This window comes from Pseudomonas sp. CFBP 5748, from assembly GCF_053850495.1.
In genome coordinates this window covers 208,310-233,173 of sequence record NZ_JBSPTN010000007.1, presented here as the reverse complement: position 1 = coordinate 233,173, position 24,864 = coordinate 208,310, and the positions used below count along the sequence as shown (strand labels likewise).

At 54.0% G+C, this 24,864-nt stretch carries 19 protein-coding genes; 4 read left to right on the top strand and 15 right to left on the bottom strand.

The genetic code is table 11. From position 1 onward, the window contains the following. The first annotated feature begins 58 nt into the window (after nt 1–58). Both ACWNZ1_RS18145 and ACWNZ1_RS18140 read left to right on the top strand, forming a co-directional pair. Entirely contained in the window at nt 59–1,963 is a 1,905-nt protein-coding gene (locus tag ACWNZ1_RS18145) for a methyl-accepting chemotaxis protein (RefSeq protein WP_135843286.1), read from the top strand. A gap of 137 nt (nt 1,964–2,100) precedes the next feature. Further along, entirely contained in the window at nt 2,101–4,005 is a 1,905-nt protein-coding gene (locus ACWNZ1_RS18140; protein ID WP_135843285.1) for a methyl-accepting chemotaxis protein, read from the top strand. 141 nt (nt 4,006–4,146) lie between these two features. Here ACWNZ1_RS18140 and ACWNZ1_RS18135 read toward each other — a convergent pair whose 3' ends face one another. From ACWNZ1_RS18135 to ACWNZ1_RS18115, 5 genes are all read right to left on the bottom strand, one after another. Next, nucleotides 4,147–4,917, bottom strand: a complete 771-nt coding sequence (locus tag ACWNZ1_RS18135) for an ABC-2 family transporter protein (RefSeq protein WP_256454101.1) — start codon at nt 4,915–4,917, stop codon at nt 4,147–4,149. Further along, nucleotides 4,918–5,640 (bottom strand): ABC-2 family transporter protein, encoded by a 723-nt coding sequence (locus tag ACWNZ1_RS18130; RefSeq protein WP_265072612.1) that lies wholly within the window; start codon nt 5,638–5,640, stop codon nt 4,918–4,920. A gap of 69 nt (nt 5,641–5,709) precedes the next feature. Continuing rightward, nucleotides 5,710–6,720: an ABC transporter ATP-binding protein gene (locus ACWNZ1_RS18125; protein ID WP_256454099.1), complete on the bottom strand. Its 1,011-nt coding sequence runs from the start codon at nt 6,718–6,720 to the stop codon at nt 5,710–5,712. 174 nt (nt 6,721–6,894) lie between these two features. Then, nucleotides 6,895–8,358 (bottom strand): ABC-F family ATP-binding cassette domain-containing protein, encoded by a 1,464-nt coding sequence (locus ACWNZ1_RS18120; protein WP_135843281.1) that lies wholly within the window; start codon nt 8,356–8,358, stop codon nt 6,895–6,897. A 2-nt stretch (nt 8,359–8,360) separates the two neighbouring features. Then, complete coding sequence (locus tag ACWNZ1_RS18115; RefSeq protein ID WP_256454098.1) at nt 8,361–9,773, bottom strand: phenylacetate--CoA ligase family protein; 1,413 nt, start codon at nt 9,771–9,773, stop codon at nt 8,361–8,363. A 261-nt stretch (nt 9,774–10,034) separates the two neighbouring features. Between ACWNZ1_RS18115 and ACWNZ1_RS18110 the strand changes: the two genes are divergently transcribed. Then, on the top strand, nt 10,035–10,472 hold the full coding sequence (locus ACWNZ1_RS18110; RefSeq protein WP_135843279.1) for a bleomycin resistance protein: 438 nt from the start codon (nt 10,035–10,037) through the stop codon (nt 10,470–10,472). Nucleotides 10,473–10,623: 151 nt separating this feature from the next. On the opposite strand, the gene ACWNZ1_RS18105 is transcribed toward ACWNZ1_RS18110, so the two are convergent. From ACWNZ1_RS18105 to ACWNZ1_RS18095, 3 genes are all read right to left on the bottom strand, one after another. Beyond that, entirely contained in the window at nt 10,624–11,496 is an 873-nt protein-coding gene (locus ACWNZ1_RS18105) for a spermidine synthase (RefSeq protein ID WP_135843278.1), read from the bottom strand. Between the two features lie 269 nt (nt 11,497–11,765). After that, nucleotides 11,766–12,707, bottom strand: coding sequence for an NAD(P)-dependent oxidoreductase (locus ACWNZ1_RS18100; protein ID WP_256454097.1), 942 nt, complete (start codon nt 12,705–12,707; stop codon nt 11,766–11,768). Continuing rightward, entirely contained in the window at nt 12,707–13,900 is a 1,194-nt protein-coding gene (locus tag ACWNZ1_RS18095; RefSeq protein ID WP_256454096.1) for an aminotransferase class I/II-fold pyridoxal phosphate-dependent enzyme, read from the bottom strand. Before ACWNZ1_RS18095 ends, ACWNZ1_RS18100 begins: the two co-directional genes overlap by 1 nt. Nucleotides 13,901–14,330: 430 nt before the next feature. Between ACWNZ1_RS18095 and ACWNZ1_RS18090 the strand changes: the two genes are divergently transcribed. Then, nucleotides 14,331–15,326: an RHS repeat-associated core domain-containing protein gene (locus tag ACWNZ1_RS18090; RefSeq protein WP_135843275.1), complete on the top strand. Its 996-nt coding sequence runs from the start codon at nt 14,331–14,333 to the stop codon at nt 15,324–15,326. Between the two features lie 259 nt (nt 15,327–15,585). Here the strand turns inward: ACWNZ1_RS18090 and mdoH are convergent, their stop codons facing one another. The 7 genes from mdoH to hutG form a co-directional block, all read right to left on the bottom strand. Then, nucleotides 15,586–18,156 (bottom strand): glucans biosynthesis glucosyltransferase MdoH, encoded by a 2,571-nt coding sequence (mdoH, locus tag ACWNZ1_RS18085; protein ID WP_135843274.1) that lies wholly within the window; start codon nt 18,154–18,156, stop codon nt 15,586–15,588. Beyond that, nucleotides 18,149–19,924 (bottom strand): glucan biosynthesis protein G, encoded by a 1,776-nt coding sequence (locus ACWNZ1_RS18080; protein ID WP_135843273.1) that lies wholly within the window; start codon nt 19,922–19,924, stop codon nt 18,149–18,151. Before ACWNZ1_RS18080 ends, mdoH begins: the two co-directional genes overlap by 8 nt. Nucleotides 19,925–20,244: 320 nt before the next feature. After that, nucleotides 20,245–20,682 carry a D-aminoacyl-tRNA deacylase gene (gene dtd / locus ACWNZ1_RS18075; protein WP_135843272.1) on the bottom strand — a complete coding sequence of 146 codons (438 nt, stop codon included), beginning with the start codon at nt 20,680–20,682 and terminating at the stop codon, nt 20,245–20,247. Beyond that, entirely contained in the window at nt 20,679–21,650 is a 972-nt protein-coding gene (gene pip, locus ACWNZ1_RS18070; RefSeq protein WP_135843271.1) for a prolyl aminopeptidase, read from the bottom strand. Before pip ends, dtd begins: the two co-directional genes overlap by 4 nt. A 105-nt stretch (nt 21,651–21,755) precedes the next feature. Continuing rightward, on the bottom strand, nt 21,756–22,670 hold the full coding sequence (locus ACWNZ1_RS18065) for an alpha/beta hydrolase (protein WP_456027787.1): 915 nt from the start codon (nt 22,668–22,670) through the stop codon (nt 21,756–21,758). A gap of 181 nt (nt 22,671–22,851) precedes the next feature. Further along, on the bottom strand, nt 22,852–23,799 hold the full coding sequence (locus tag ACWNZ1_RS18060) for a choline ABC transporter substrate-binding protein (RefSeq protein ID WP_456027786.1): 948 nt from the start codon (nt 23,797–23,799) through the stop codon (nt 22,852–22,854). 261 nt (nt 23,800–24,060) lie between these two features. Next, a complete protein-coding gene (gene hutG / locus ACWNZ1_RS18055; RefSeq protein WP_456027785.1) occupies nt 24,061–24,864 on the bottom strand; it encodes an N-formylglutamate deformylase in 804 nt (267 codons plus the stop codon).

Genomic DNA, 24,864 nt, shown 5'->3' with positions numbered 1-24,864 from the left:
CCCTGATGGGCCGATAGTGCTTATACAAAGCAGTTCCGCCCTTCAAGGGAGTATCAGCATGTTCCGATGGCTAGATAACGTAGGCGTTAATCGCAAACTCGGCTTCGGCTTCGGTCTGGTGCTGTTCCTAACCTTGATGATCGCTTTCACCGGATGGACCGGCCTGAGCAATGTAATTGCACGCGGCGACACGCTGGGGTTCATCGCCAGCCTGAACGACCTGACCAAAGACCTGCGCTCGGCGCGCATGGATTATGACGCGACCCGCGGCGAAAAGGGCCCAGGTGACATCAACGATCTCCTCGGTAAATTGGAGCCTGGGCTACAGACCGCCCGCCAATTGATCGAGCAACCGGCCGACGTGGCGATCATCGACAAGCAACTGGCGGCGGTCGCCGAGTACAGAGTTGCCGTCGCCGAATTGATCCGCGCCACCGCCAGTCGTGAGGATGCGCGCAGCAAATTGGGCGCCAACGCCGATAACGCCGTGGCCCGCGTCGCCAACGTTGAAAACGCCATTCGGCAAAGCGACAACGTTGCTCAGTTCGACAGCGTGGTAAACCTGAGCAAGGCAATCCAGCAAGCCCGCTATCAGGTTCGCGGCTATACCTACAGCGGCAAGGCCGAGGCCGAGCAACCGGCCCTGGATGCCATCGATAACGCGTTGAAAACCCTCGGCAGCCTGCCGGCCCAACTGCCCGATGAGCACGCCGCCAACCTGCAACAGGCCAGCGAATCGTTCAAGACCTATCGTGCTGCGGTCAGCCAGTTCCATGACGCCCAGACCGCCAACGCTGCCGCCATCAAGCGCATGTCCGACCTGGGGGTTGTGCTACGCGAGGCCAGCGGAAACCTCACCCTGTCCCAGACGGCCGTGCGCGACCATGATGCAACCCAAGCCAACATTTTCCTCATCTCGGCCGCCGCGCTGGCCCTGCTGTTCGGGGTGATCGCAGCCATGGCGATCACCCGACAGATCGTCAACCCGCTGGAGCAGACCCTCAAGGTCGCCGAGCGCGTGGCGGCAGGTGACTTGACCCACAACCTCAGTTCCGAGCGCCGCGACGAACTGGGCCAACTGCAACGTGCCATGCAGAGCATGACCGTGGGCCTGCGCCAATTGATCGGCGGCATCAGCGAAAGCGTCACGCAAATCGCCAGCGCCGCCGAACAGCTCTCGGCCGTCACCGAACAGACCAGCGCCGGGGTCAACAGCCAGAAAGTGGAAACCGACCAGGTCGCCACTGCCATGCACGAAATGACCGCCACAGTGCAGGAAGTGGCACGTAATGCCGAGGAAGCCTCCGAAGCGGCCGTCGCCGCTGACCAACAAGCTCGCGAAGGCGAAAAAGTGGTGGGCGAAGCCATCGCCCAGATCGAACGCCTGTCCAAGGAAGTGGGCAACTCCACCGAAGCGATGGGTCATCTCAAACGCGAAAGCGACAAGATCGGCAGCGTGCTGGACGTGATCAAGTCCGTGGCCCAACAAACCAACCTGCTGGCTCTCAACGCGGCCATCGAGGCGGCTCGTGCCGGTGAAGCCGGGCGTGGTTTTGCGGTGGTGGCCGACGAGGTGCGCAGCCTGGCCCAGCGTACCCAGAAGTCCACCGAAGAAATCGAAGCGCTGATCGGCAGCCTGCAATCGGGCACCGAACAAGTCGCGACCACCCTGGACAACAGCCGCAACCTGACCGACAGCAGTGTCGAACTGACCCGCCGCGCCGGCGGGTCACTGGAAAACATCACCCGCACGGTCTCGGCCATCCAGTCGATGAACCAACAGATCGCCGCCGCGGCCGAGCAACAGAGCGCCGTGGCCGAAGAGATCAACCGCAGTGTCGTGAATGTTCGCGATGTGTCCGAACAGACCGCGGCATCCAGTGAAGAAACCGCCGCCTCCAGCGCCGAACTGGCGCGGCTGGGGATTCATCTGCAGACGCTGGTAGGACGTTTCAAAGTCTAAGCACCGAAAAAGCGGCAACACGTGGCGAGGCAGCTTGCTCGCGACGCAAAGCAACTGACGCCTATTCACTACAGATCCCTTCCAACCGGTCGATATAGCTCCCAGCATATAAACTCAACGCTGCAGGGAGTAACGGCATGTTCCGATGGCTAGGTAACGTAGGCGTCAATCGAAAACTTGGTTTCGGCTTCGGCCTGGTGCTGTTCCTGACCGTGATGATCGCCTTCACCGGCTGGAGCGGCTTGGGTAACGTGATCAGCCGTGGCGACAAACTGGGGTTCATTGCCAGCCTGAACGATTTGACCAAGGACTTGCGCCTCGCCCGCATGGACTACTACACCACACGGGGCGAGAACGGCCCGCAGCAAGTCAACGACCTGCTCGGCAAACTCGAAGCTGGGCTCCAGACCGCTCGCCAACTGATCGAGCAACCAGCCGATGTAGCGCTGATCGACAAGCAATTGGCCGCCGTCGCCGAGTACAAAAGCGCCTTCGCCGAGATGACCCGCGCCACCGTGAGCCGTGAAGATGCCCGCAGCAAACTTGGCGCCAGTGCCGACAACGCCGTGGCCCGCGTCGCTGAAGTGGAGAAATCGCTACTGCAAGGCGACAGCGTCGCCCAGTTCAACAGCGTTGTGACCCTGAGCAAGGCGGTCCAGCAAGCGCGCTATCAAGTTCGCGGCTACACCTACAGTGGCAAAAGCGAAGCCCAGCAACCGGCTCTCGAGGCCATCGACACGGTCCTCAAACTGCTCGCCCGCTTGCCGGAGCAGGTACCCGAGGAGCACGCCGCCAACCTGCAACAGGCCAACGACTCGATCAACGCCTACCGCGCAGCGGTCAGTCAATTCCGTGACTCCCAGATCGACAATGCCGCTGCACTCAAGCGCATGACAGAACAAGGCGACGTGTTGCTCGACGCCAGCCAAAAGCTGACAGTGTCCCAGACGGCCGTTCGCGACCACGACGCAGCCAAGGCCAAGACCTTCCTGGCATCGGCTGCCGTGCTCGCGTTGCTGTTCGGTGTCATCGCGGCCTTGGTCATCACCCGGCAGATCGTCGGCCCCCTGGGCCAGACCCTCAAGATCGCCGAACGTGTGGCGGCGGGCGACTTGACCCACAACCTCAACTCCGACCGCCGCGACGAACTGGGCCAGCTACAGCGCGCCATGCAGAGCATGACCGTGGGCCTGCGGCAATTGATCGGCGGCATCAGCGAGGGCGTCACGCAAATCGCCAGCGCCGCCGAGCAACTCTCTGCAGTCACCGAACAGACCAGCGCCGGGGTCAACAGCCAGAAAGTGGAAACCGACCAGGTCGCCACCGCCATGCACGAAATGACCGCCACGGTGCAGGAAGTGGCCCGCAATGCCGAAGAAGCCTCCGAGGCCGCAGCCGCTGCCGATGCCCAGGCGCGCGAAGGCGACAAGGTGGTCGGAGAAGCGATTGCCCAGATCGAACGCCTGGCACTCGAAGTCGGTAACTCCACCACCGCCATGGGCGATCTGAAGCGAGAAAGCGACAAGATCGGCAGTGTGCTGGATGTGATCAAATCCGTCGCCCAGCAAACCAACCTGCTGGCCCTCAACGCCGCCATCGAGGCGGCCCGGGCCGGTGAAGCCGGTCGTGGTTTCGCCGTGGTGGCCGACGAGGTTCGCAGCCTGGCCCAGCGCACTCAGAAGTCCACTGAAGAAATCGAGCAACTGATCGTCGGCCTGCAATCAGGCACCGAACAGGTCGCGACCACGCTGGACAACAGCCGCAACTTGACCGACAGCAGCGTCGAACTGACCCGTCGCGCCGGAGGCTCGTTGGAAAACATCACCCGTACCGTCTCGGCGATCCAGTCGATGAACCAACAGATCGCCGCCGCCGCCGAGCAGCAGAGTGCCGTGGCCGAAGAGATCAACCGCAGTGTGCTGAATGTACGTGATGTGTCGGAGCAAACGGCGTCGTCCAGTGAAGAGACTGCCGCTTCGAGCGCTGAACTGGCGCGGTTGGGGGTTCATTTGCAGACGTTGGTGGGGCGGTTCAGGGTTTAACCTGCATCCCGAGCCTCTGAAGCCGAAGACGTTCTGGCGAGGGAGCTTGCTCCCTCGCCATGAGTTTATCCCCCTCCCTTTAAATGAACAGTACCGCCCTCCTTGAAGAAGGCCTATTGATCTCGTCGCTGGTTCTTTATTTCATCCCCCCACACTATCGAAACGATTAAATAACCCGTAGACGACTTTAATAGCCAAACACAGGGCAATTATCACTGCAAAAAAATAAATCAAAACAAATGGAGTCAACCCGTTATATAACCCATCCAATGCAACGGATGCGAATACAATCATAGGCAAAGTCGCAACAAAAAAGTACAGGACCACTTTCGAATAAAAAGCCGCTGGTAACAACGCAAATGTAAAAATGGATGAATGTATATAATCAACGGGCAAGTCTCGCTGCGTGATAAAGGAAAACGAGTTCAAGGTCAAAATAAAAGCAATACTTGCCAGCACGCCAACCACCAGACAAACAATATACACAAGCGTATTAACAGCGCTCATCAAAAAAGGTTCAAAGTTGATTTTCCCCGAGAGAACAAAGAAAACGATCAACAACAAAGCCACCCATAAGTAATACACCTGACACCATCTAAACAATATCAGCACAAACAAGTTAACAGGCCGCACCAAAAGTACATCGACCCTTCCCTGAGTAAGCTGTCGAAAAAAACCGGCGATGGCTGAGCTGAAAAAACTCACCAACAAGCCTCCTAATGCGTACGTCATGAAAAAAATAAGAAACCAGTTAATACCGACCTCTTCAGTGATCACAAACGAACTTATTACGTCAAAAAAAACGAACTGCAAACCGTATAGCATGAGCAGCGCCAAGACCCCACCAAACAAATTAACTTTATAGCGAGCCTCTTCTTTTACAGCATTTCCAAGCAACGCCAGAATATGCATTTAACCTCCGGCTCCCGAGTATCTGTTAGTGGCGTACCTAAATGTAACTTTGCAAGCCAGCCACACCACGACCGACCAGAAAACATAAAGACACAGAAGTTCCACAAGCAAGGCATTGCTTGGGCGTAACAAAAACTCCGCTGGACCACTGATTATCAGCCGAAAAGGATTATATTTCATTAAAGGCTGCAGATAATCCGGCCAATAAGCGATAGGCAATAGCGTGCCACCGATCACGCTGGCCAAGATAACCTGAAAAGCAAGCGTCATATCGGGTCGAGTTAACCAAAACGTCGACAATGACATCAAAAAGCCCAGCAAGAAACAAAAGAGCAAATTAACCAAGCTCAGCACGACAAATCCAAGAACACCTGTCCACTCCCCTCCCGTAACCATTACAAAAACTGAAATAATCAGAACAGGAATATAGTAGAGAACACTTTCACCAAAGAAGACAAATAAATTGTACGTAAAATAACTAATCGGCTTTATAAATATCCCCTCTAGCCGGCCTTCATGCACATGGGTTGAGACTCTTACAATCAGATCGTAGGCATTGTTCAATCGATTGAGAGCCAACACCGCAACATAATAGAGGTAGGTTTCTTCCAAGGTATATTCAGGCAATGCACCGGCGCGCTCGCCTGTATAAACAAAGCGCCAGATAGCAAACTGTATAAAGAAAGGCACCCCGGTGGCGATTACCAAGTCGGTAATTAACATGGACCGGTCCCTATACACCGAAAGCAAACCGGCCTGCATAAGCTTTAAATAAGCAACACTGTTCACAACTCACTCACCCGACCAGGTCTTGAAAAGATTAACTACATTATTTTCAAAATCCACAGGGGAGACCTCCAAATCGTAAACCCCCTCTCGAAACATCTCAAAAATCGAACTCAAAGAGGCCTTGGGGACAAGGTAAGTCGCCTGATGGGCGCCATCGTTAAGAACACTTATATTCGAAAATCTGCCGATGATCTCCTTAAACTCCAACAGCCCCCGCTCGCTCCAAGCGGGGTCTTGCGTACTGACAGTCAACTTTATATTCGCTTTAAAATTCGCACTTAGTTCGCGCATGGAGCCATCAAAACGTATTTTCCCTTTATCAATAATAATCGCATCGTCGCAGCAGGATTCGATATCGCCCAAATCGTGACTTGTAAGAAAGACTGATAGATTATCTTCCTTTCTTTTATAATTCAGATATCTACGGATCTCATATTTAGACGTAACATCCAGCCCAACCGTCGGCTCATCCAAAAAAATCAACTTCGGTGCATGCAGGAGATTTAGCGTCAGCTCGCATTTGACACGCTCACCCAGGCTGAGGTTACGCACAGGTTTATGCAGGACCTTACTAAGGTTTAGCGCCTCGGTCAGTTCAACAAGGCGCGTGCGATAATCATCATCGTTAATATTGTAAATCTCTTTGTAGGTATTCAAGCTAATCTTCACCGGCAGATCCCACCACAATGAAGTTTTGTGTCCAAACACAACACCAATTTGCTTGAGAAACGCTCTTTCGCGGCGACTGGGATCAAAGCCGAGAACTCTAACAGTCCCCGAGGAAGGTTTTTGAATTCCACACAGGATTTTTATTAAACTGGACTTACCCGCCCCATTAGGTCCAATAAATCCTACCGCGGCACCGGCCTTGACCCGGAAATCGATAGAGCTTAAAGCCTGAAACGGCACATACGTTGGCTTTATTAACTGCTTACACCATTGAGCAATTCCTTCCGTTTCACCGGCCAAATAATAATCTTTACAGACTGATTGCAAATCAATCAACGCTTCCATAGGTGTCCATAGCTTCTATAGCCTAATACCGTAGCATCGCTTTTTGTAGATGCCGTTAATATCGCAACAACACTCGCCAAACTTACTAAACCCGTTAAAAAATTCTTCCAAGAATATCTGCCGGAAATTCGACACTTACTGGCGCAACTATTAAGCGGCCTTCCAAGATCCGTCTTAAAGACGTTCTCTACACCGCCCATCTGCAATCTCAAAAAAGCGAGTTCCGACATTTTCAATAAATCTAATATCATGCGAAACTATTAATGCGGCCGCATTAAGACGCTGTATCTCACCCTCAAGCATTTCTTGGGAGCTGATATCCAAATGATTGGTTGGCTCGTCTAAAATCAAAAAATTTGGGTTGGTTAAGCGAAGCATCAACATCGCAAGGCGTGCTCGCTCACCGTAACTGAGTTGCTCAATTTTCTTTTGAGACTCAATATATGAAAAACCTGAGGCCGCGAGCTTATTAATGGCCTGTTGTCGGTCGAGTTCAAAACTATTCATAAAAAACTCCAACACCTCAGCACCGGGTGGTAATAACGAAAGCTCCTGATCAAGCACCGCAATTTTGACCGATGGACCCATTTTTATTGACAGGCTCGATTCATTGATGATGGCCTTTAGCAAAGTACTCTTACCACAACCATTGGCGCCAGAAATCACCAATCGGTCTCCCCTGTTGACCACCAAGGACTCTATGGCGAATAGCATATGCTCTGGAGTTGAATACAACCTCAAACCCTCGATCCGCAAAATGTGTCTGGCTTTGAATTCGTCCACTTCCAATGTAATCCCGGCTTTACGCGAGGTTTGTTTTTCGGGTACTGAAGCCTCAATAATCTTGATTCTTTTCTCTATTTTTTTAGCCTTCTGCAACGCCTTGTCACTATAGTTATTAACCCCTAATTGACGTTGAAACTGAGCGCTTTTCTTTAATCGTTGAATCTCATTCATGACTTCTGTTCTAGAACACGCCGAGGCATGCTCTTGCTCCAGGAACAGCTTCCGGGCCTGCGTAAAGGAAAAACCAAAGTAGGAAATGGTTCTATCCTGGAGAATTAATGTACTTTGTGTGACTGAATCCAGAAAACTACGATTGTGACTGATCACAACAAATGTAGGGACGATATTACTGTCTCTAAGCAGGCGTATAATGTTCGCAATGTGGTCCTGATCCAAATGATTTGTCGGCTCATCTAACAGCAAGAGATCAGGTTCTACTAGAATTGCCTTGGCAATCATTAGCGTTTTTTTCCAGCCACCATTCAGCTGATTGAACGGCAGCGACCGATGGTCTTTCGGAAAGCCACATAGTTCAAGCACATAGTCTACTCTCCATCTATCATCAACAGAATCGCATAGATAACTTTCCAATATTCCAGAAGCAGATAACTCATCCCATTGTTCTGGAAAGCCCTGCTCTACATATTGACATCGCAACCCCTTGGAATGGGCGATGATACCTTCATGCTCATTTATATGCTTTGCAATACTGCGTAGCAACGAAGTTTTCCCAGAGCCGTTATTACCGATAACGCCTATTTTGTCTCCCGCCTGGATGGAGAAATTAACGTCCTTAAAAAGCACTTTCCCGCTCAAAGACAAAGAAACGCCTTCCAGCTTCACCAAGGACATGACTAATTCAACTCCCACTCTCTGACAATACTTCTCCGCTTATACGATTTCTGCTCTGGCAGAGCATCAACTTCCCGGTGTAAGAGCTCGATTGAATAACCAAACAAACAAGAGAGTCGCTCTTTCAACTGCAATAAAATTTCTTCCATTTTTTTGTGTGGCGCGCCAACGTAACGAGTCATCAGTTCTATTGTTTCCGCGCTTTTTTGGGTTAACCGAAATGCTTCCAACGTTCTGTCAGGTGTGACCAAAATATCATCCACCGCGGCGAGAATAGATGCGCTAGGCACCAAGTGATATTCACGCGTACGAAAGGCATCATCACGCCTCCCATTTATTTCGTATAACGTCGTACAATCACTACCGCACGCACACCGCTCAGGCTCTAATTTCTGCCTGGCGACATCTCCGTGATCAAATCGAATCAACGGCATCAATTCATTATTTAGATCTGTGCAGACAACGTTACCGTAACCCCGTACATCAGCGTTCACAACTTCCAAGTAAACGCCGTCTTCAATAGCGTGATATTGACCATGAGCACATTGTGTCGCTATCAAACCGACCTCTTCAGAACTGTATTCGTCAAATACAGGAAGGCCCAGGGCTTGTGAGTAGTAGCTTCGCTCCAACTGTGTACTGCTTTCTGAATTAGTTAAAATGGCTTCAACGCCACTCATTTTTACTTCAGCCTTATGCTTAAGTATTAACGGCAAGTAGCTTGGCAGTGTCACAAGCAGCTTGGGGCGCAGGAGCATCAAGTGTTCACCCAAGGGTGTGCTGGGAAGCAGATCAGGAAGCTGAAAGGTTCTATACATTCCATGAAGCGACGAAAACGCCAATCCGGAGTGATGAAGCATATAAATCCAGTCATGCTTTTGGAGTGGGCGCTGCAAGCACGAATTGTAAAAACGCATCACTTGTAAATGATCTAGAACGATATCGTCGTCATCACTATAAATGGTGAAGGGCTTTCCGCTTGAGCCGGATGTTCGAGAGGTATTAGCGAGTTCAAGAGCCTCCGGATCATTTACAATCATACGAGCATCAAAACTGCTAAGGAGGCCTTTGTTGACTATCGGGAGCTGCTCAAAATCCGAAAAGCTGGAGATCCCGCCCTCCTCATAACCGCAGGCACCATACAGTTCCCGATAAAACGGGACGTTTTTGTACGCGTTGTCAACCAAGCTTCGAATTTTCGCGAGTTGGAATTTTTTTATCTCAGCGCGTTCCTGGCTTAAAAATCGCCCCATTGAGTCTGCGTTTTTTGACCATGACTCGAGAGCGTCACCTTGAAGGTTATAATTATCGGTTCTTGGTTTAAATGCTTGTTGCGCCAGCTTTTTTATCGCCGTCAAGCGGACACTTTCCAACTGCGAACCTTGGATGATTTCTGAGGAATGAAATTTGTTCATTGGATGTCCCCTGTCATTTAAAGTTACGTTTATTTGTTAACTCTCGACATACGCAATTTAAAATTCTAACCCACATCGACTCATGAAAAAAAGCCAACAGATGCCTCCTTCATAATTAGATACAAAAACATCACTAACTAAATACAAACAAGACCAAGAACGAGTTAAAGCATCTGAAAAATAAATTGGTTTTCTCAGAACAAGGCGTCATACTGATGATGCTTTAGCACACATAACATCTTCAAGGAGGAAGAGAATTCCATGGTTGATTTTAATAAGCTTGTACCCGAGATGATCGTATCTGACATTAAGGTAAGTTTAAAATTTTATTGCAAAATTATTGGATTCCAAATTGAGTACGAAAGGCCGAAAAATGGCTTTGCATTCATTTCGTATCATGGGAGCCAACTCATGCTGGAGCAAGATTATTTCCACAAATCACCTTGGCGAGTAGAACCTCTACAACAACCCTACGGGCGAGGGATGAATCTCTCAATTGATTGTCCGGATGTCAAAGCGCTGGCAAAGGCCTTAGTAACCTCGGGACATGAACTACGTAAACCAGTAGAAGAAGCTTGGTACAAGGAAAACAAGCAACTGCATGGCGAGAGTAATTTTCTTGTTTTAGACCCCGACGGTTACCTACTCCGCTTCGCTCAGGATTTAGGTTCAAAACCTGATAATCGCAACGAACTCTGATACATCAGACCACTTATTGATTACTCACCTTTTTTAAGTTTCGACATCGATTATAAAATGGGTGAGTAATCATTACTTTGGGGCGTTCACAATGGGATCACTGATGCGAATTAACGCCATCGCTGTGTTTGCTCAGATCACATCCATACGTTCAACACGGCGTACGTATTACCTTAGGAGCAATTACCGATCTTGAAAGTGATACCGCATCAATGTGCTGAGGATTATATTTACTTTCGATCAACTTCGTTTGCATCTGTTCGATGGATAGCTCCACATCCCCTACATGCCCTACCAGCCAAACCCAATCCTGCTCATCCACTTCGAAATACGTCACATGGTGGAATACTTTCTTCATTCTGTCATAGGATTTTTTAAGGGTCTTATATCGCCACAAACTTGAGTTTCCTGCTTGCGTAATAAAGGCGCCACTGGGCGTAAGTAGCGACTTCACTTCATGCCAAAACGGCTCGTTATAAAGAGACTCCGTTTCAGGCCCCTCATCCGGAATATCCATTACGATGAGATCATACCGCGTGGTTTTATCGAGCAAGCTTCTTATGTATTCTTTACCATCCGCAAATATAATTTTCAAAGCATCATCGCTACCGGCGCTCGTGTATTTTATTATTTCTTCGCTTGTATAGCCGTATGGTAAAAATTCGCCACAGGCCACCATACACTCTTCATCAATATCAACATGTGTTACATGCTCCACGCCGGCGTCTTGCAGTATTTTTACAGCCACGCCTTCGGAGGAGCCAATGACCAGAGCAGTTTTCGGCAGAGTCGGCATACTCAAGAGAGCCGGCATCACTTGCCCTTCATGGTAGGCCAATTGACTTAACTCAGAGCTTTGTCGCTCATTATTACAAAATAAAGTAACGCCATGGGCCGTGTCGGCTATCAGCATATCCTGAAATTTTGTTTTACCCTGGAAGTGGATTTTATATATTTCCCACGTTCTATCAACGCCTTTGGAAATAGGCTCTCGCAATAATATTGATTCTGGAATTTTATTCATTCGCACTACTCTCCGCATGCTGTAATCCCTTGAGATTCAAACGTTTCAATATATTTACTTTGTGTACGGCACCCCTTAGCGGTGCCGTTACGAAAACTGACGTGGTTTGGCCTTTGAGAACTGACGCGATAAAACTCACTGGGACGAGTTTTACAAACAAACAACAGACAAATTATTAAATAATTGCGCACACCCTGCTAATGTTTACACTGTTAGTGGCTAAATAATAAGTTAGACATGAAGAGTTGCCCCCGACATTCGACGGTCTCTCAGCGTTCAATAGCAAGTTCAAGAGTTCGCTTGGCCTGCATAAAAATACTGTTTACGACCTCTTGTTCCTGCCCTGCCAAATGTGATGTTACTACTAGATTTTTGGCGGGCAAGGAGAGTAAGCCATACGGATCACTATGCTGGCCTTTATTATCAACCCATTCATTGTAATAGCCGTCTATAAAACAAAACGCATCTGCATTATTCTGAAGATATTTTTTAAGTGCAGCCGGACAGATTATCTTCGGATTGGACATATTCAGTATTTTCAGTTTTGTTGACGCGCCCGCCAATATAAATTCATCGATAAGATTGTACGTTTCAGCGCAACCTTTGAGATGAATACATAAAATATCAACGGTGTTAACCATCTCGACCAAGGTTGCATATCGTAACCCCAACGACGTCTCCAGCCCGACCCTCCTGCTTCTAGACCAGTAGTACATGGTTGTACATTCGCGTAGATGGAGTTGATGTGCCATCTCACTGGCAATCGCCCCCATTCCAACAAAACCTACTCTCAATTTCGACAATGATAGCCTAGGTGTCTGTATCCAGCCGGCCCCCTCTTTGACATTCTCAACACTCTCAAATACTTTTGCCAAGGAAACAGTGATCATTGCCAACGTAAACTCTGTCACTGCCTGAACGTTCATACTGGGTGTATTGGCTAATTTAATACCTTTTTTCGTAGCGCACTCCATGTCCACGAAGCTGGAGATACTGGTTCCCATCACAACCACGTTCTCTAGCCGAACGGCGACCTCCATTAGATGAGAGGATAGATACTCCGGCCCTCCCAAAATATAGTCATGCACGTAGGGCAAGACATCCATGATCTGCTGTTCATCAACGGGGCATCGAATATGAACAACTTCCACATCATCTGGAAATAAATGTCCTCCAACATCAAAGTCACCTGTCACCAGAACCTTTCTCATTAGAGCACCTCCGCCAGGCATTTGTTTTTGCACGCGGAAATTAAAGCAAGCTCTATTAACGCTTGTTTTAATCGCAAAATTGAAGAAAGGAACTGTCCATCAGGTTTCATTAGGGCGATCCTGATACGGTTGTGTCCCGCAACCTGATGACTGTTCCAATAAAAATATCTCCCCGGCAAGACCGCCACGTCACATTTAGCGAGATAATCAGTCAGTTCAAGATCCGACAGACCTGTTTTTTCAATATTGAGCCACATGACAGTCATTATTGAACTTGGCCCGACTGTTTCAATGGCAACCAGGGAGTTTTCTAATTCCGAGCGGGCGATTTCGATATTTTTCATGACGATGGAATGCATATACGAAAGCCCCCCTTTCTTCAGGGTCTCGTCGATAAATGCAACAATCACTCTTAATGAAAAATTAGAGCAGCACAAGTAAATCTCTTCGTAGATGTTCCGTATGTCAGCCGCCAGATCCTCGCTGTAGGAAAGCAGGCTGGCCTTGGTGTCGAGTGTCGGCCATTGCTTACCGGTATCCTCCAAGACTATAAATGACACCCCCTTATCGCTGAGGAGCGCATATTCGTCTATGTTGGTCTGGTGGCAGAACCGGAAAGAAGTATCGAGGATCAAGATCACATCGTGTCGATGACACAAGTCGATAACATTCGACATCGCGATCGCATCAAGTGCGACCCCTGTTGGATTATTCGGGTTAACCAGGAATAGCGCATCAAGGCGCCTATCCCGAACAAGATCCTCCAGCAGCGCCGGATCGACAACGACTTTTTCGGGAATGGCCTCGAGGGCGACTTCTCTGCGCCGTAGTAACTGGGCTAGGTTATCAAACGTCGGCTCCACGAGCCCAACCTTGTAATTCTTTGATCTTGCCCACGCTCCGACGATGTCGATACTGTTAGACGCAGTGGGACAAACGGAGAAGTGCGAGTGTCTTCTCAACCCGTCCAGGGCAAAGTACTCGGCAAACTTGTTTTTAAATAAAACCTCCATCTCCGGAATCGGCATCTCAACCGCGGAGCCCCATAACTCGGGTAACTCGGACAACACCGAACCAAAATGCTCCTTCGCCGAAATATAACTATGTCCATCTGCAAGATTGTACTTTGCAGACAAGCCAAAAACTTCCAGCTCTGTCAGGTTATTATTTTTATGGCCAGGTAAAAATTTCATTCAGCGCTACAACCCTTTCAAGAGACAACACCCAAACTTGCCGGCCGAACTTTAGCGACCCGAATTCGCTCTGTAAAGCTCACAAGCAGGACTTAGTCTATCTGAATATTTCTACCCCCCCTCGCTTTCACTCCAACGCCATTGTCCATCTTTAATACGGCTACCCCATTCCTGACAACCCATAAAGTCGATACTTTAAGTTTATTGTTTCTTTATCTTTCAGATGTTTATCACTTCAAACATGCCACTTGATAAGTTTATTTAGTGCCATAACTTTCTCCCGCCACCTACTCCGTAACATTACGATGTATTAATACTTGATAGTTTCCGTACCGGGAGATAACGCTCAAACCTAACAGTTCTGCTAGGTTGACATCCGCTTTCAGTACGGTAAATGTGGGATCAATGCTCCAACTGCGGGGAAGTGGTGATGCCCAGCTCATCTGATCGCGCCTTAATAGCCTATCGCTACGATGCACTTGACCGCCTGGTTGGCCGCACGCCTGCAGGGCAACCCCATCAGAGACGCTTCTATCAAAAGGACGTTCTGGTGACGGAGATCGAAGGCGGCGTTAGTTACCGGATTTTTCAATACCAGGACGAATTGCTTGCAGAACGCCATAACGGGCGTATCCCACGTACGGCCTTATTGATCACCGATAAACAACGCTCGGTGCTGCAGGCATTCGATGCGAGATCGGTCTATACCCCGTATGGCCATCGTTCTGTGGCAGGGAGCTTTGCCAGCCTTACGGGCTTCAACGGAGAACGTGCTGACTCGACTACCGGCCACTATTTGCTGGGAAACGGACACCGGGCCTTCAACCCAGTGCTCATGCGTTTCAACCGGCCCGATAGCTTGAGCCCATTTGGAGAAGGCGGCCTGAATAGCTATGCATATTGTGGGGGGGATCCCGTCAATCGTAGGGATCCCACAGGAAAATGGAATGTACATGGATGGTTTGCTAACGCGCTCTTGGAGATTATCGGCGCCTACGCAGTTCCTTTCATCCCCCAACGAGCAGTAACGTGGATCCCCGGAGTCGGAAATCGTACATTCGGACGTGTGACTAAAATAGCTAGCAGAATTTCCGGTTTTATTGCGGCAGGGGCTTATGTGGCTTTGAACCGCTATGATGCCTACGCTTTCGAAGCATCACTCTATGACAAACTCTTCACCGGTTTCCTGGCGATTTCTACCTTTAGCACTCTCAGCGCTGCGGCTTCGACCCTACATAAAGTAGCTCGAAAGGGGCGGCCGTCTGCTCCCCCCATCACCGACGTGTCATTCCGACCTAGACCAAGCGTTTCTAGCTTAGCCGTTGAACCTGTGCCTCTCTCAGTGAGGAGTTTGAACGGGTATAGTGCTAGAGAGGTTGCCCCCGAATCGCGGGTACCAGAGGCCATTGATATACGACGAAGCTAATGCTTCTCAGCGGACATGCCCCTGAGCAACGAGAGCGAAAGTCAGCGCCTGGATATTTTCATCCGATCCCCCTTCATTCCTTTACGCCACGTCGACGGAATGCTCATGCCTGGGGCGTCTGCACATTTATGTCCTGGCGGTTATGCGTGACTAAAGCCAAGTGATTGTGTCGCGGGGGTCCACAGTCAATGCGGTGCCACAGATAAAATGCACCCAACAAAAAGCCCCGCTTCCTTTCAGAAGCGGGGCTTTTTGCGTATCAGGCCACTTGAGGCTGTGCGCTCACCGGCTGAAGCGGTAGCAGCGGTGCATGGGGATCGGCCTTGACCGATTCGCGCCACGCCGCCAGCCACTCGGGATGAGCCTCGCTCCAGACTTGCTCATGCAGGCGGGACAAGGCCACCGGGTCGCTCAGCAGCGCCAATCGCTCGCTGTTGCTCAACCCGGCCGGACCGGCCTTCAGCGCGTGACGAACGCGCTCGACCCGCAGCCATTCAATCGGCTCGGCCTGGCCGTGCCGTGAGGTTGCCAGCGCATACGCCAAGGCGTTTTGTTGTGGATCGACCACCGCCCGGATGAAACCGTCGTTCAGCGCGTGCCAACGATTTTCATGGGTGTACTGGTCCGTCGACAGCAGTTCCTGCGGCGGTGCGTATTCCTCGGGGATCAGGAACAGGCTTTCATCACGGGACTTCAAGCCCAGGCCCACGCGGCTGGAAATCACCGATACCGGGATCGACAGCATCAAGGAACCAACGATCGGCACCAGCCACCACAAGAAGCTCGGGTTCAGCCAGATCACCAGCAAGGCCCAGAAAAAGCCCAGCAGAGTCTGCGGACCGTGGCGCTTGAGCGCTTCGCTCCACGGCGTGGAGTCGTCGTCACGTTGCGGCGAGTTCCAGGTTGCCGCCCAGCCCAGGAAAGCGGCGAGCACGAAACGGGTGTGGAAAATCATCCGCACCGGCGCCAGCAGCATGGAGAACAGCATCTCCAGCAGCATCGACAGCGTCACCTTGAACTTGCCACCGAACTCCTTCGCACCCTTGGCCCAGATCAGCACGATACTCAGCAACTTGGGCAGGAACAGCAGCACGATAGTGGTCGAGAACAGGGCGATGGCTTTTTCCGGGTGCCATTGTGGCCACAACGGATAAAGCTGACGCGGCTCGAGGAAGTACTGCGGCTCCATCAGCGTGTTCACCGCCAGCAGCGCAGTGGACAGCACCAGGAAGAAGAACCACAGGGGTGCCGACAGGTAGGACATCACGCCGGTCAGGAACACCGCACGATGCACCGGGTGCATGCCCTTGACCAGGAACAGCCGGAAGTTCATCAGGTTGCCGTGGCACCAGCGACGGTCGCGCTTGAGCTCGTCCAACAGGTTCGGCGGCAGTTCTTCGTAGCTGCCCGGCAGGTCATAGGCAATCCACACGCCCCAGCCGGCACGACGCATCAGCGCAGCTTCGACGAAATCGTGGGACAGGATCGCACCGGCGAACGCGCCTTTGCCGGGCAACGGCGCCAGGGCGCAGTGCTCGATGAACGGCTTCATGCGGATGATCGCGTTGTGGCCCCAGTAGTGGGACTCACCCAACTGCCAGAAGTGCAGGCCAGCGGTGAACAACGGACCGTACACCCGCGTGGCGAACTGCTGCATGCGTGCATACAGCGTGTCCATGCCCGAGGCACGTGGAGCGGTCTGGATGATGCCAGCGTCCGGCGTGGCTTCCATCAGGCGCACCAGACTGGTCAGGCACGTACCGCTCATGACGCTGTCGGCGTCGAGCACGACCATGTACTTGTATTCGCTGCCCCAGCGACGGCAGAAGTCGTCGAGGTTGCCGCTCTTGCGCTTCACGCGACGGCGACGGCGGCGATAGAAGATCTTGCCGAAGCCCCCGGCTTCACGACAGACATCCAGCCAGGCCTGTTGCTCGGCCACGCAGATATCGCTTTCGTTACTGTCGCTGAGCACGAAGAAGTCGAAGCGATCCAGGTCACCGGTGGCGGCCACCGACTCGAAGGTCGCGCGCAAACCGGCAAACACCCGCGGCACGTCTTCGTTACAGATCGGCATCACCAGCGCGGTGCGGGCGTCCTTGGGAATCGGCTCGTTGCCGGCACTGGCACCGGAGATCCGGTATTTGTCGTGGCCGGTGAGCAACTCGAGGAAGCCCATCAGCGCCGTCCAGAAACCGGCCGACACCCAGCAGAACAGAATCCCGAACAGAATCAGGATGCTGGTTTGCAGCGCATAGGGCAGCACTTGCGTGGCGGTCTGCAACAGCGGTTGGTGCAGGACTTCTTCCAGGTCCACGAACGACCAACCCTGGTACGGCATGATGCCTTTCATGTACCAGCCGGCGACGATGGTCTGGCCGAGCATCAATATCAGCAGGATATAGCGGCGGGTCGAACCCACGGTGCGCCAGCGCGCATGGGGCAATACCCGCTCATCCTTGGGCGGCTTCGGCGGATTGGTGCGACCGGTCAGGCGCCGCCAGCCACGCACCAGGATATTGGTACGCCACGGCTCCGGCACGACTTTGGTCCGACGAATCGGCGGTGTCGCCTTCAGGCACACGCGACCGCTGGCATCGACTGCCAGCATCTCGGCGTCCTGGAGTTCCTCAGCGGTGCTCAGGGTCAGGCGACGGCCTACCGAGGCTTGTGCCGCCTCGGCAGGTGCGTCAAAGGTCGAAGACGACAGGCGTGCGTGCAGTTCGCTGAAGGACTTGCAGCCCGCCAGTTCGGCGCGCTGCTCGTCGGTCATTGGCAAATGTGCCAGATACTCGCTGAGAGACTCTGGCTGTACGGGAGTATTACTCATCGGCAGGCAACTGATAGCTCCAGGTCTCGGTCAGGACTTGTTCAGTCTGTTCCGGTTCCTGCGGGGTTGGGGTCGCGTCCACAGCGGCGGACGCCGCCTTGACGGCCTTGGCTTCTTTTTCGTTCTCTATTGCTTGCTCTTTTTCTTTCGCTTTCTCGTTCTGCTGCTTGGCGATCTTGTCGGCCTTGGCCAGGGTGGTCACCGAATGCGACGCGCCAGGCTCCTCGACCGGAACAAGCGGACGGACCAGCGCAGCGCGCATTTCGGTCGCCTTGCTCGGGTCTTTGATCTTCATCCGCAGCGTCAGGCGCCAGCCCTTGGTTTCAGGGTTGTAGCGCACACTGTTCTCGACGATCTCGGCGTTGTCGCCGACGCTCACCTGGCTGCGCACATCGGCGTTTTCAGGCAGGGCTTGCAGGGAAGGACCTTCGAAATCCACCAGGTAGGCCACGCTGCCGTCCGGCTGGCGGATCAGGTTGGATTGCTTCACGTCACCGGTGGAACGCAGGGTCTGCTTGACCCAGGCGCTGTCCGGCGAATGCAGGTTGGCTTCGTCGAGGGTCCAGTGCAGACGGTAGGAGAAGTCCAGCGGCTGGCCTGGCTCCGGCAGTTTTTCCGGGCTCCAGAACGCTACGATGTTGTCGTTGGTCTCGTCGGCGGTCGGAATTTCCACCAGATCGACAGAGCCCTTGCCCCAATCGCCTTTCGGTTCGATCCAGGCGCTTGGGCGTTTTTCGTAGCGGTCGTCGAGGTCTTCGTAGTGGCTGAAGTCACGACCACGTTGCAGCAGGCCGAAACCACGTGGGTTTTCTACCGAGAAGTTGCTCACGGCCAGGTGTTTCGGGTTGTTCAACGGACGCCAGATCCACTCGCCGTTGCCAGCATGGATCGACAGGCCGCTGGAGTCGTGCAGTTCGCGACGGTAGTTCAGCACTTTGGACGGCTGGTTGGCGCCGAACAGGAACATGCTAGTCAGCGGGGCAACGCCCAGCTTGGTCACGCGATCACGCAGGAACATGCGCGACTTCACGTCAACGATGGTATCGGTACCCGGACGCACGGTCAGGCGATAGGCGCCAGTGGCCCGTGGCGAATCCAGCAAGGCGAAGATCACCAGGTGCTTGTCGGTCGGTTTCGGACGTTGGATCCAGAACTCGCGAAAACGCGGGAACTCCTCGCCAGACGGCAGCGCGGTGTCGATGGCCATGCCGCGAGCGGACAAACCGTAAGTCTGCCCCTTGCCGATGACGCGGAAGTAGCTCGCGCCCAGCATGGTCATGATTTCGTCTTGCTTGTCAGCCTTGTTGATCGGGTACAACACGCGGAAACCCGCGTAACCCAACTGCTCGGTGGCCTTGGGATCGAACTTCACGTCACCGAAATCGAAGCGCGACGGGTCGTACTTGATCTCTTCGACGGTCGTCGCGGTGATTTCGTTGATTTTCACCGGGGTGTCGAAATGCATCCCCTGATGATAGAAGGACAGCCTGAACGGGGTCTTCTGGTCGGCCCATTCGGCTTTTTCGGTGCGGAAACGGATTTTTTGATAGTCAGCGAATTTCATTTCGCGGAATTCGTTCGGCAGATTGCTGCGCGGGGCTTCAAATTTTTGCCCGGCCAGTTCTTGAGCCTTCGCCGATACATCATCCAGGCTGAATGCCCACAGTTGGCCCGCGCCGAACAGGCACAACAGGGCCGAGCCCGCTACCAGAGCGTTTCTAAACCGTTTGGCAGACATTTTTTGTGCATTACAGGGACTAACAATCACGAGCAACCCTCGCCGAAAACAGATCAAAAAACCAACGGCCAGATAAAGTATCTGCCTGGTATCGGCATTGAAAAACCGACCCTGCGGACCACTCTTGCCAAGTTGGCGAGCATTGTTCCGACTCCTATGGGGCAAAATGATTCCCCAAATGGATCAGGACAAGTCTCTACCTAAGTCAAATGGACCAGCGAACGCTGATCCCCCGTAGCGCGCGATTATCTAGTAGGCCGCGTGACAACGCATCAGGGATAGCAAAGTATTTATCGAGAAAACTCCCTGTTTAGCCTCGAAACAGGACCGAAAAGGTGTTTCAAACACTTTCAGGCCTGTAACAGAAAGGTTACCGGGCCGTCGTTGACCAGATGCACCTGCATGTCGGCGCCGAATCTACCTGATGCCACAGTGCCATGCACCTGTTTCGCTTGGCTGAGCAGATAGTTGAACAACTCTTCTCCCAGCGCCGCAGGAGCGGCCGTCGAAAAGCTCGGGCGCAAACCGCTTTTGGTGTCTGCCGCCAGGGTGAACTGCGACACCAGCAGCAAACCGCCGCCGACGTCTGCCAGGGACAGGTTCATCTTGCCGTCGGCGTCACTGAATACCCGATAGTTAAGCAGTTTATGCAGGAGTCTGTCAGCGCTGGCCCGGGTGTCCTCGGGCTCGACCGCCACCAGCACCAGCAAGCCCTGGTCCACGGCGCCAACGATCTCGCCGGCGACTTCGACCCGGGCGCCGCGAACCCGTTGCAACAAACCTTTCATGCTTCTTCGGGCGGCAGATCCAGCAGGCGCCGGGCCATTTGCGCTGCGGCGCGCACCAGCGCATCGGTGATGCCCGGCTCCGAAGCGGCGTGGCCGGCGTCGCGAATCACCTGCAATTCGCTGTTAGGCCAGTTCTGATGCAACTCCCAGGCATTGTCCAGCGGGCAGATCACGTCGTAGCGGCCGTGCACGATGACACCCGGCAAATGGGCGATCTTGCCCATGTCGCGAATCAGCTGGTTGGGCTCCAGGAAAGCGTTGTTGGTGAAGTAGTGGCATTCGATCCGGGCAATCGACAGCGCGCGCTGCGGTTCGGAGAAGCGATCGACCACCAGCGGATTCGGGCGCAGGGTCGCGGTACGACCTTCCCAGGTGGACCAGGCCTTGGCCGCGTGCATCTGGGCGATCTGGTCGTTGCCGGTCAGGCGCTTGTGGAAGGCGCTGAGCAAGTCTTCGCGCTCGTCCAGCGGGATCGGTGCGATGTAGTCCTGCCAGTAATCGGGAAACAGACGACTGGCGCCAGCCTGATAGAACCACTCGATTTCCTGCGGACGGCAGAGAAAGATCCCACGCAGAATCAGACCGTGCACCCGCTCCGGATGGGTCTGGGCGTAGGCCAGGGCCAGGGTCGAGCCCCAGGAACCGCCAAACAGCACCCATTTTTCGATGCCCAGGTGCTTACGGATGCGCTCCAGGTCTTCGACCAGATCCCAGGTGGTGTTGTTTTCCAGGCTGGCATGGGGCGTAGAACGACCGCAGCCGCGCTGATCGAAGGTAACAATGCGATAGAGGTTCGGATCGAAGTAGCGGCGGCTCTGCGCATCGCAACCCGCACCCGGGCCGCCGTGGATGAACACCACTGGCAGGCCTTCGGGGGAACCGCTTTCATCGACATAGAGCGTGTGGGTGTCATCGACAGCCAGATCGTGCCGGGCATGGGGTTTGATCTGCGGGTACAAAGTCTGCATTGAGCGCTCCGTAAGGGGTCGAGTCATCCCTGTAGGGACTTCTATTTAGTCTGCCGTCCGGCATCATAAACCCGAATTACCTTAATGAGCATGTCCCCTGCGCAGTCAAAGCGTGTCAGTCAGGTACGCCAGCAGCGTGCGATACATCTGATCGACCTCTGGCACCTGGCCCCGGCCACGCAAACAGCCATGGACCAACCCTCCCCCGACATACAGCACAGCGTCCACGCCTGCGGCGTTCAGCCGCTCGCTATAAAGGACGCCATCGTCGCGCAGCGGGTCCCATTGCGCCACGATGATCAGCGCCGGCGGCAAGCCGCCCAGGTCATCGGCGAGCAACGGCATGGCGAGGGAAGACAGTTGAGCGCCGCTCAGGTAGAGCGCCTGATAACGCTCCAGATCGCTGCTGCTCAGCAGCGGTGCATCGGCACATTCGTGCCGCGAAGGCAAATGCGCCGGGCCACCGAGGGCGGGATAAATCAGCACCTGAGCCCGGGGCAACACTTGCCCGGCGTCGCGCAAGGCCAGGCATAACGCAGCCGCGAGGTTACCCCCGGCGCTGTCGCCCACGACCAGTCGGCGGTGAGGATCAATGGCAAAAGGGGCTGCCGCCAGATGACGCCACACCGCGAGGCAATCTTCGAAAGCCGCCGGAAACGGATGTTCCGGGGCCAGCCGATAATCCACCGCCACCACCAACGCGCCGAGGGTGGCGGCCAGCTCCATGCAGATGAAATCGTGGGAGTCCAGATCCCCCACCACCCAACCGCCTCCATGCAGGTAGAGGATGCACGGCCAGCCTTCGGGCGGCGCTGTGATCCGGGAGTGATAGGCGCGTACGGCCACGCCGGCCAACTGGAAATCCTCGACCGCCAGCACCTCCGGGCACGGCGGCGTGAACGCCCGGCACATTTGGCTGTAGGCCTGGCGCGAGCCGACGAGGCTGGCGTCCGGGGTGTTGAAGCTCAGGGTTTTGTCGATGAAGGCTGACATCTGCTCAGAGAGTGGATATGAGGCCATGAAGAACACCACCCGATAAAAAAGCAGGACAAACACTGACCATTGGTGCTCAGAATCTCTGTGGGAGCAAGGCTTGCCCGCGATAGCGGTGGCACATCCAATATTTATGTCGACTGACGCATCGCCATCGCGGGCAAGCCTTGCTCCCACAGATAAATCACCCGCCACAAAAATAGGCAGGTCAATTTTTCAGACTGGCCTGCACCGCCGCCACGCCATCCTTGCCATCAAAACTGGTCACCCCGGCCAGCCAGCGCTGAAGATCTTCAGGATGATCACGCAGCCATTGGCGGGCGACGTCCTGAGGCGTCTTGCGCTCCATGATCGGCACCATCAACTGGCTTTCCTGGGCGGCGGTGAAGGTGAGGTTTTCCAGCAGCCGATTCACGTTCGGGCAACGCTGGGCATAGTCCGGCGCGGTCACGGTGGAAACAGTTGCGGCGCCTTCGTTCGAGCCGTAGACGTCTTCGCTGCCGGTCAGGTAGGTGATGTTCATGTTGATGTTCATCGGGTGCGGGGTCCAGCCAACGAACACCACGAACTCCTTGCGATTCACCGCCCGCTGTACCGCGGCCAGCATCCCCGCCTCGCCGGACTCGATCAGTTTGAAGTCCTTGAGGCCGAAGTGATTGGTTTCAATCATGGTCTTGATGGTGGTGTTGGCCCCACTGCCCGGCTCGATGCCGTAGATCTTGCCGCCGAGCTGGTCCTTGAACCGGGCGATGTCGGCAAACGTCTTGAGCCCCGCCGCCGCCACGTAGTCCGGCACCGCCAGCGTGGCTTGGGCGTCGGCCAGGCTCGGCTTGTCCAACACCGTCACCTGATTGGCCGCCAGGAACGGGGCGATGTTCTTGTCCATCGCCGGCTTCCAGTAGCCCAGGAAGATATCGAGCCGCTTGTCGCGGATACCGGCGAAGATGATCTGCTGTACAGCGCTGGTCTGCTTGCTGTCGTAACCCAAGCCCGTAAGCAACACGTCGGCCATGCCGCTGGTGGCAATCACGTCGGTCCAGTTGACCACGCCCATGCGCACGGTCTGGCAGGACGCCGGCTCGGCGGCTATCGCCCCGGTGCTCAAGAGGGCGGTACCGCAGAGGATCGACAGACAGCGTTTGAACAGTCTTTTCATCGGGAAGGTCTCGTGCGGCAGCGGATTATTGTAGGTCGGTGTCTTGTTGCACCGTGACCGGAACATTACGCAGCGCCGAGGAGCTGAAAGTGAACTGTGGCGACTCGGTTTTGCACGGTGGCGACAGGTTGAGAAGCATGAATGCTCTTGTGGCGAGGGAGCTTGCTCCCGCTCGGTTGCGTAGCAACTGAAAAAGCAAGGGCGGCTTCGCCGCCCAGCGGGAGCAAGCTCCCTCGCCACAAAAAGCTGCCTCGCCAGGGATCAACGCTTGTAAGTCTTTTGCCCCCACGCCAGGAAGCCTTCAAGCAATTGCTTGAGCACCACCTGGGTCGGCTCCGCCAGGTCAGCACGGTAGTTGAACGGCTCGAACTCTTCCATGTACGTGCTCTGGCACAGTTCCAGTTGCACCGCGTGGATGTGCTCGGCCGGATTGCCGTAGTGCCGGGTAATGTGTCCCCCCTTGAAGCGCCCGTTGAGCACATGGGTGAACTCGCCATGGCGGGCGCAGATAGCTTCGAGCTGGCTGGCCAACGTCGGATCGCAGCTGGCGCCGTTGAAAGTGCCGAGGTTGAAGTCCGGCAGCTTACCGTCGAACAGGTGCGGGATCACCGAGCGGATCGAGTGGGCGTCGAACAGCAAGGCATAGCCATATTCGGCCTTGAGCCGCGCCAATTCCTGTTGCAACGCCTGGTGGTACGGCATCCAGACCTGCTGCAGATAAGTCGCCCGCTCTGCGGCGGATGGCTCCAGCCCTTCGCGAAACAACGGTACACCATCAAACAGCGTCGCCGGGTACAAGCCGGTGGTGGCACCGACGTACATCGGCTTGTCGTCGGAAGGACGGTTCAGGTCGATGACGAACCGAGAATACTCAGCGGCCAAGGTACTGGCGCCCAACTCAGCGGCGAACTCGTAGAGCCGGGGAATGTGCCAGTCGGTGTCCGGCAGGCTTTGGGCCTCAGGGATCAACCCGGCCTGTATTGCCGGGGTGAGACGCAGGCCGGCGTGGGGCATGCTGATCAACAGCGGCACGCGCCCTTGCGTGAAATTCAGGACCTTCTCCAC

Coding starts and splice junctions, on each gene's coding strand:
- ACWNZ1_RS18145 (WP_135843286.1), top strand. CDS start 59: ATGTTCCGATGGCTAGATAACGTAGGCGTTAATCGCAAACTCGGCTTC.
- ACWNZ1_RS18140 (WP_135843285.1), top strand. CDS start 2,101: ATGTTCCGATGGCTAGGTAACGTAGGCGTCAATCGAAAACTTGGTTTC.
- ACWNZ1_RS18135 (WP_256454101.1), bottom strand. CDS start 4,917: ATGCATATTCTGGCGTTGCTTGGAAATGCTGTAAAAGAAGAGGCTCGC.
- ACWNZ1_RS18130 (WP_265072612.1), bottom strand. CDS start 5,640: ATGTTAATTACCGACTTGGTAATCGCCACCGGGGTGCCTTTCTTTATA.
- ACWNZ1_RS18125 (WP_256454099.1), bottom strand. CDS start 6,720: ATGGAAGCGTTGATTGATTTGCAATCAGTCTGTAAAGATTATTATTTG.
- ACWNZ1_RS18120 (WP_135843281.1), bottom strand. CDS start 8,358: ATGTCCTTGGTGAAGCTGGAAGGCGTTTCTTTGTCTTTGAGCGGGAAA.
- ACWNZ1_RS18115 (WP_256454098.1), bottom strand. CDS start 9,773: ATGAACAAATTTCATTCCTCAGAAATCATCCAAGGTTCGCAGTTGGAA.
- ACWNZ1_RS18110 (WP_135843279.1), top strand. CDS start 10,035: ATGGTTGATTTTAATAAGCTTGTACCCGAGATGATCGTATCTGACATT.
- ACWNZ1_RS18105 (WP_135843278.1), bottom strand. CDS start 11,496: ATGAATAAAATTCCAGAATCAATATTATTGCGAGAGCCTATTTCCAAA.
- ACWNZ1_RS18100 (WP_256454097.1), bottom strand. CDS start 12,707: ATGAGAAAGGTTCTGGTGACAGGTGACTTTGATGTTGGAGGACATTTA.
- ACWNZ1_RS18095 (WP_256454096.1), bottom strand. CDS start 13,900: ATGAAATTTTTACCTGGCCATAAAAATAATAACCTGACAGAGCTGGAA.
- ACWNZ1_RS18090 (WP_135843275.1), top strand. CDS start 14,331: ATGCCCAGCTCATCTGATCGCGCCTTAATAGCCTATCGCTACGATGCA.
- mdoH (WP_135843274.1), bottom strand. CDS start 18,156: ATGAGTAATACTCCCGTACAGCCAGAGTCTCTCAGCGAGTATCTGGCA.
- dtd (WP_135843272.1), bottom strand. CDS start 20,682: ATGAAAGGTTTGTTGCAACGGGTTCGCGGCGCCCGGGTCGAAGTCGCC.
- pip (WP_135843271.1), bottom strand. CDS start 21,650: ATGCAGACTTTGTACCCGCAGATCAAACCCCATGCCCGGCACGATCTG.
- ACWNZ1_RS18065 (WP_456027787.1), bottom strand. CDS start 22,670: ATGGCCTCATATCCACTCTCTGAGCAGATGTCAGCCTTCATCGACAAA.
- ACWNZ1_RS18060 (WP_456027786.1), bottom strand. CDS start 23,799: ATGAAAAGACTGTTCAAACGCTGTCTGTCGATCCTCTGCGGTACCGCC.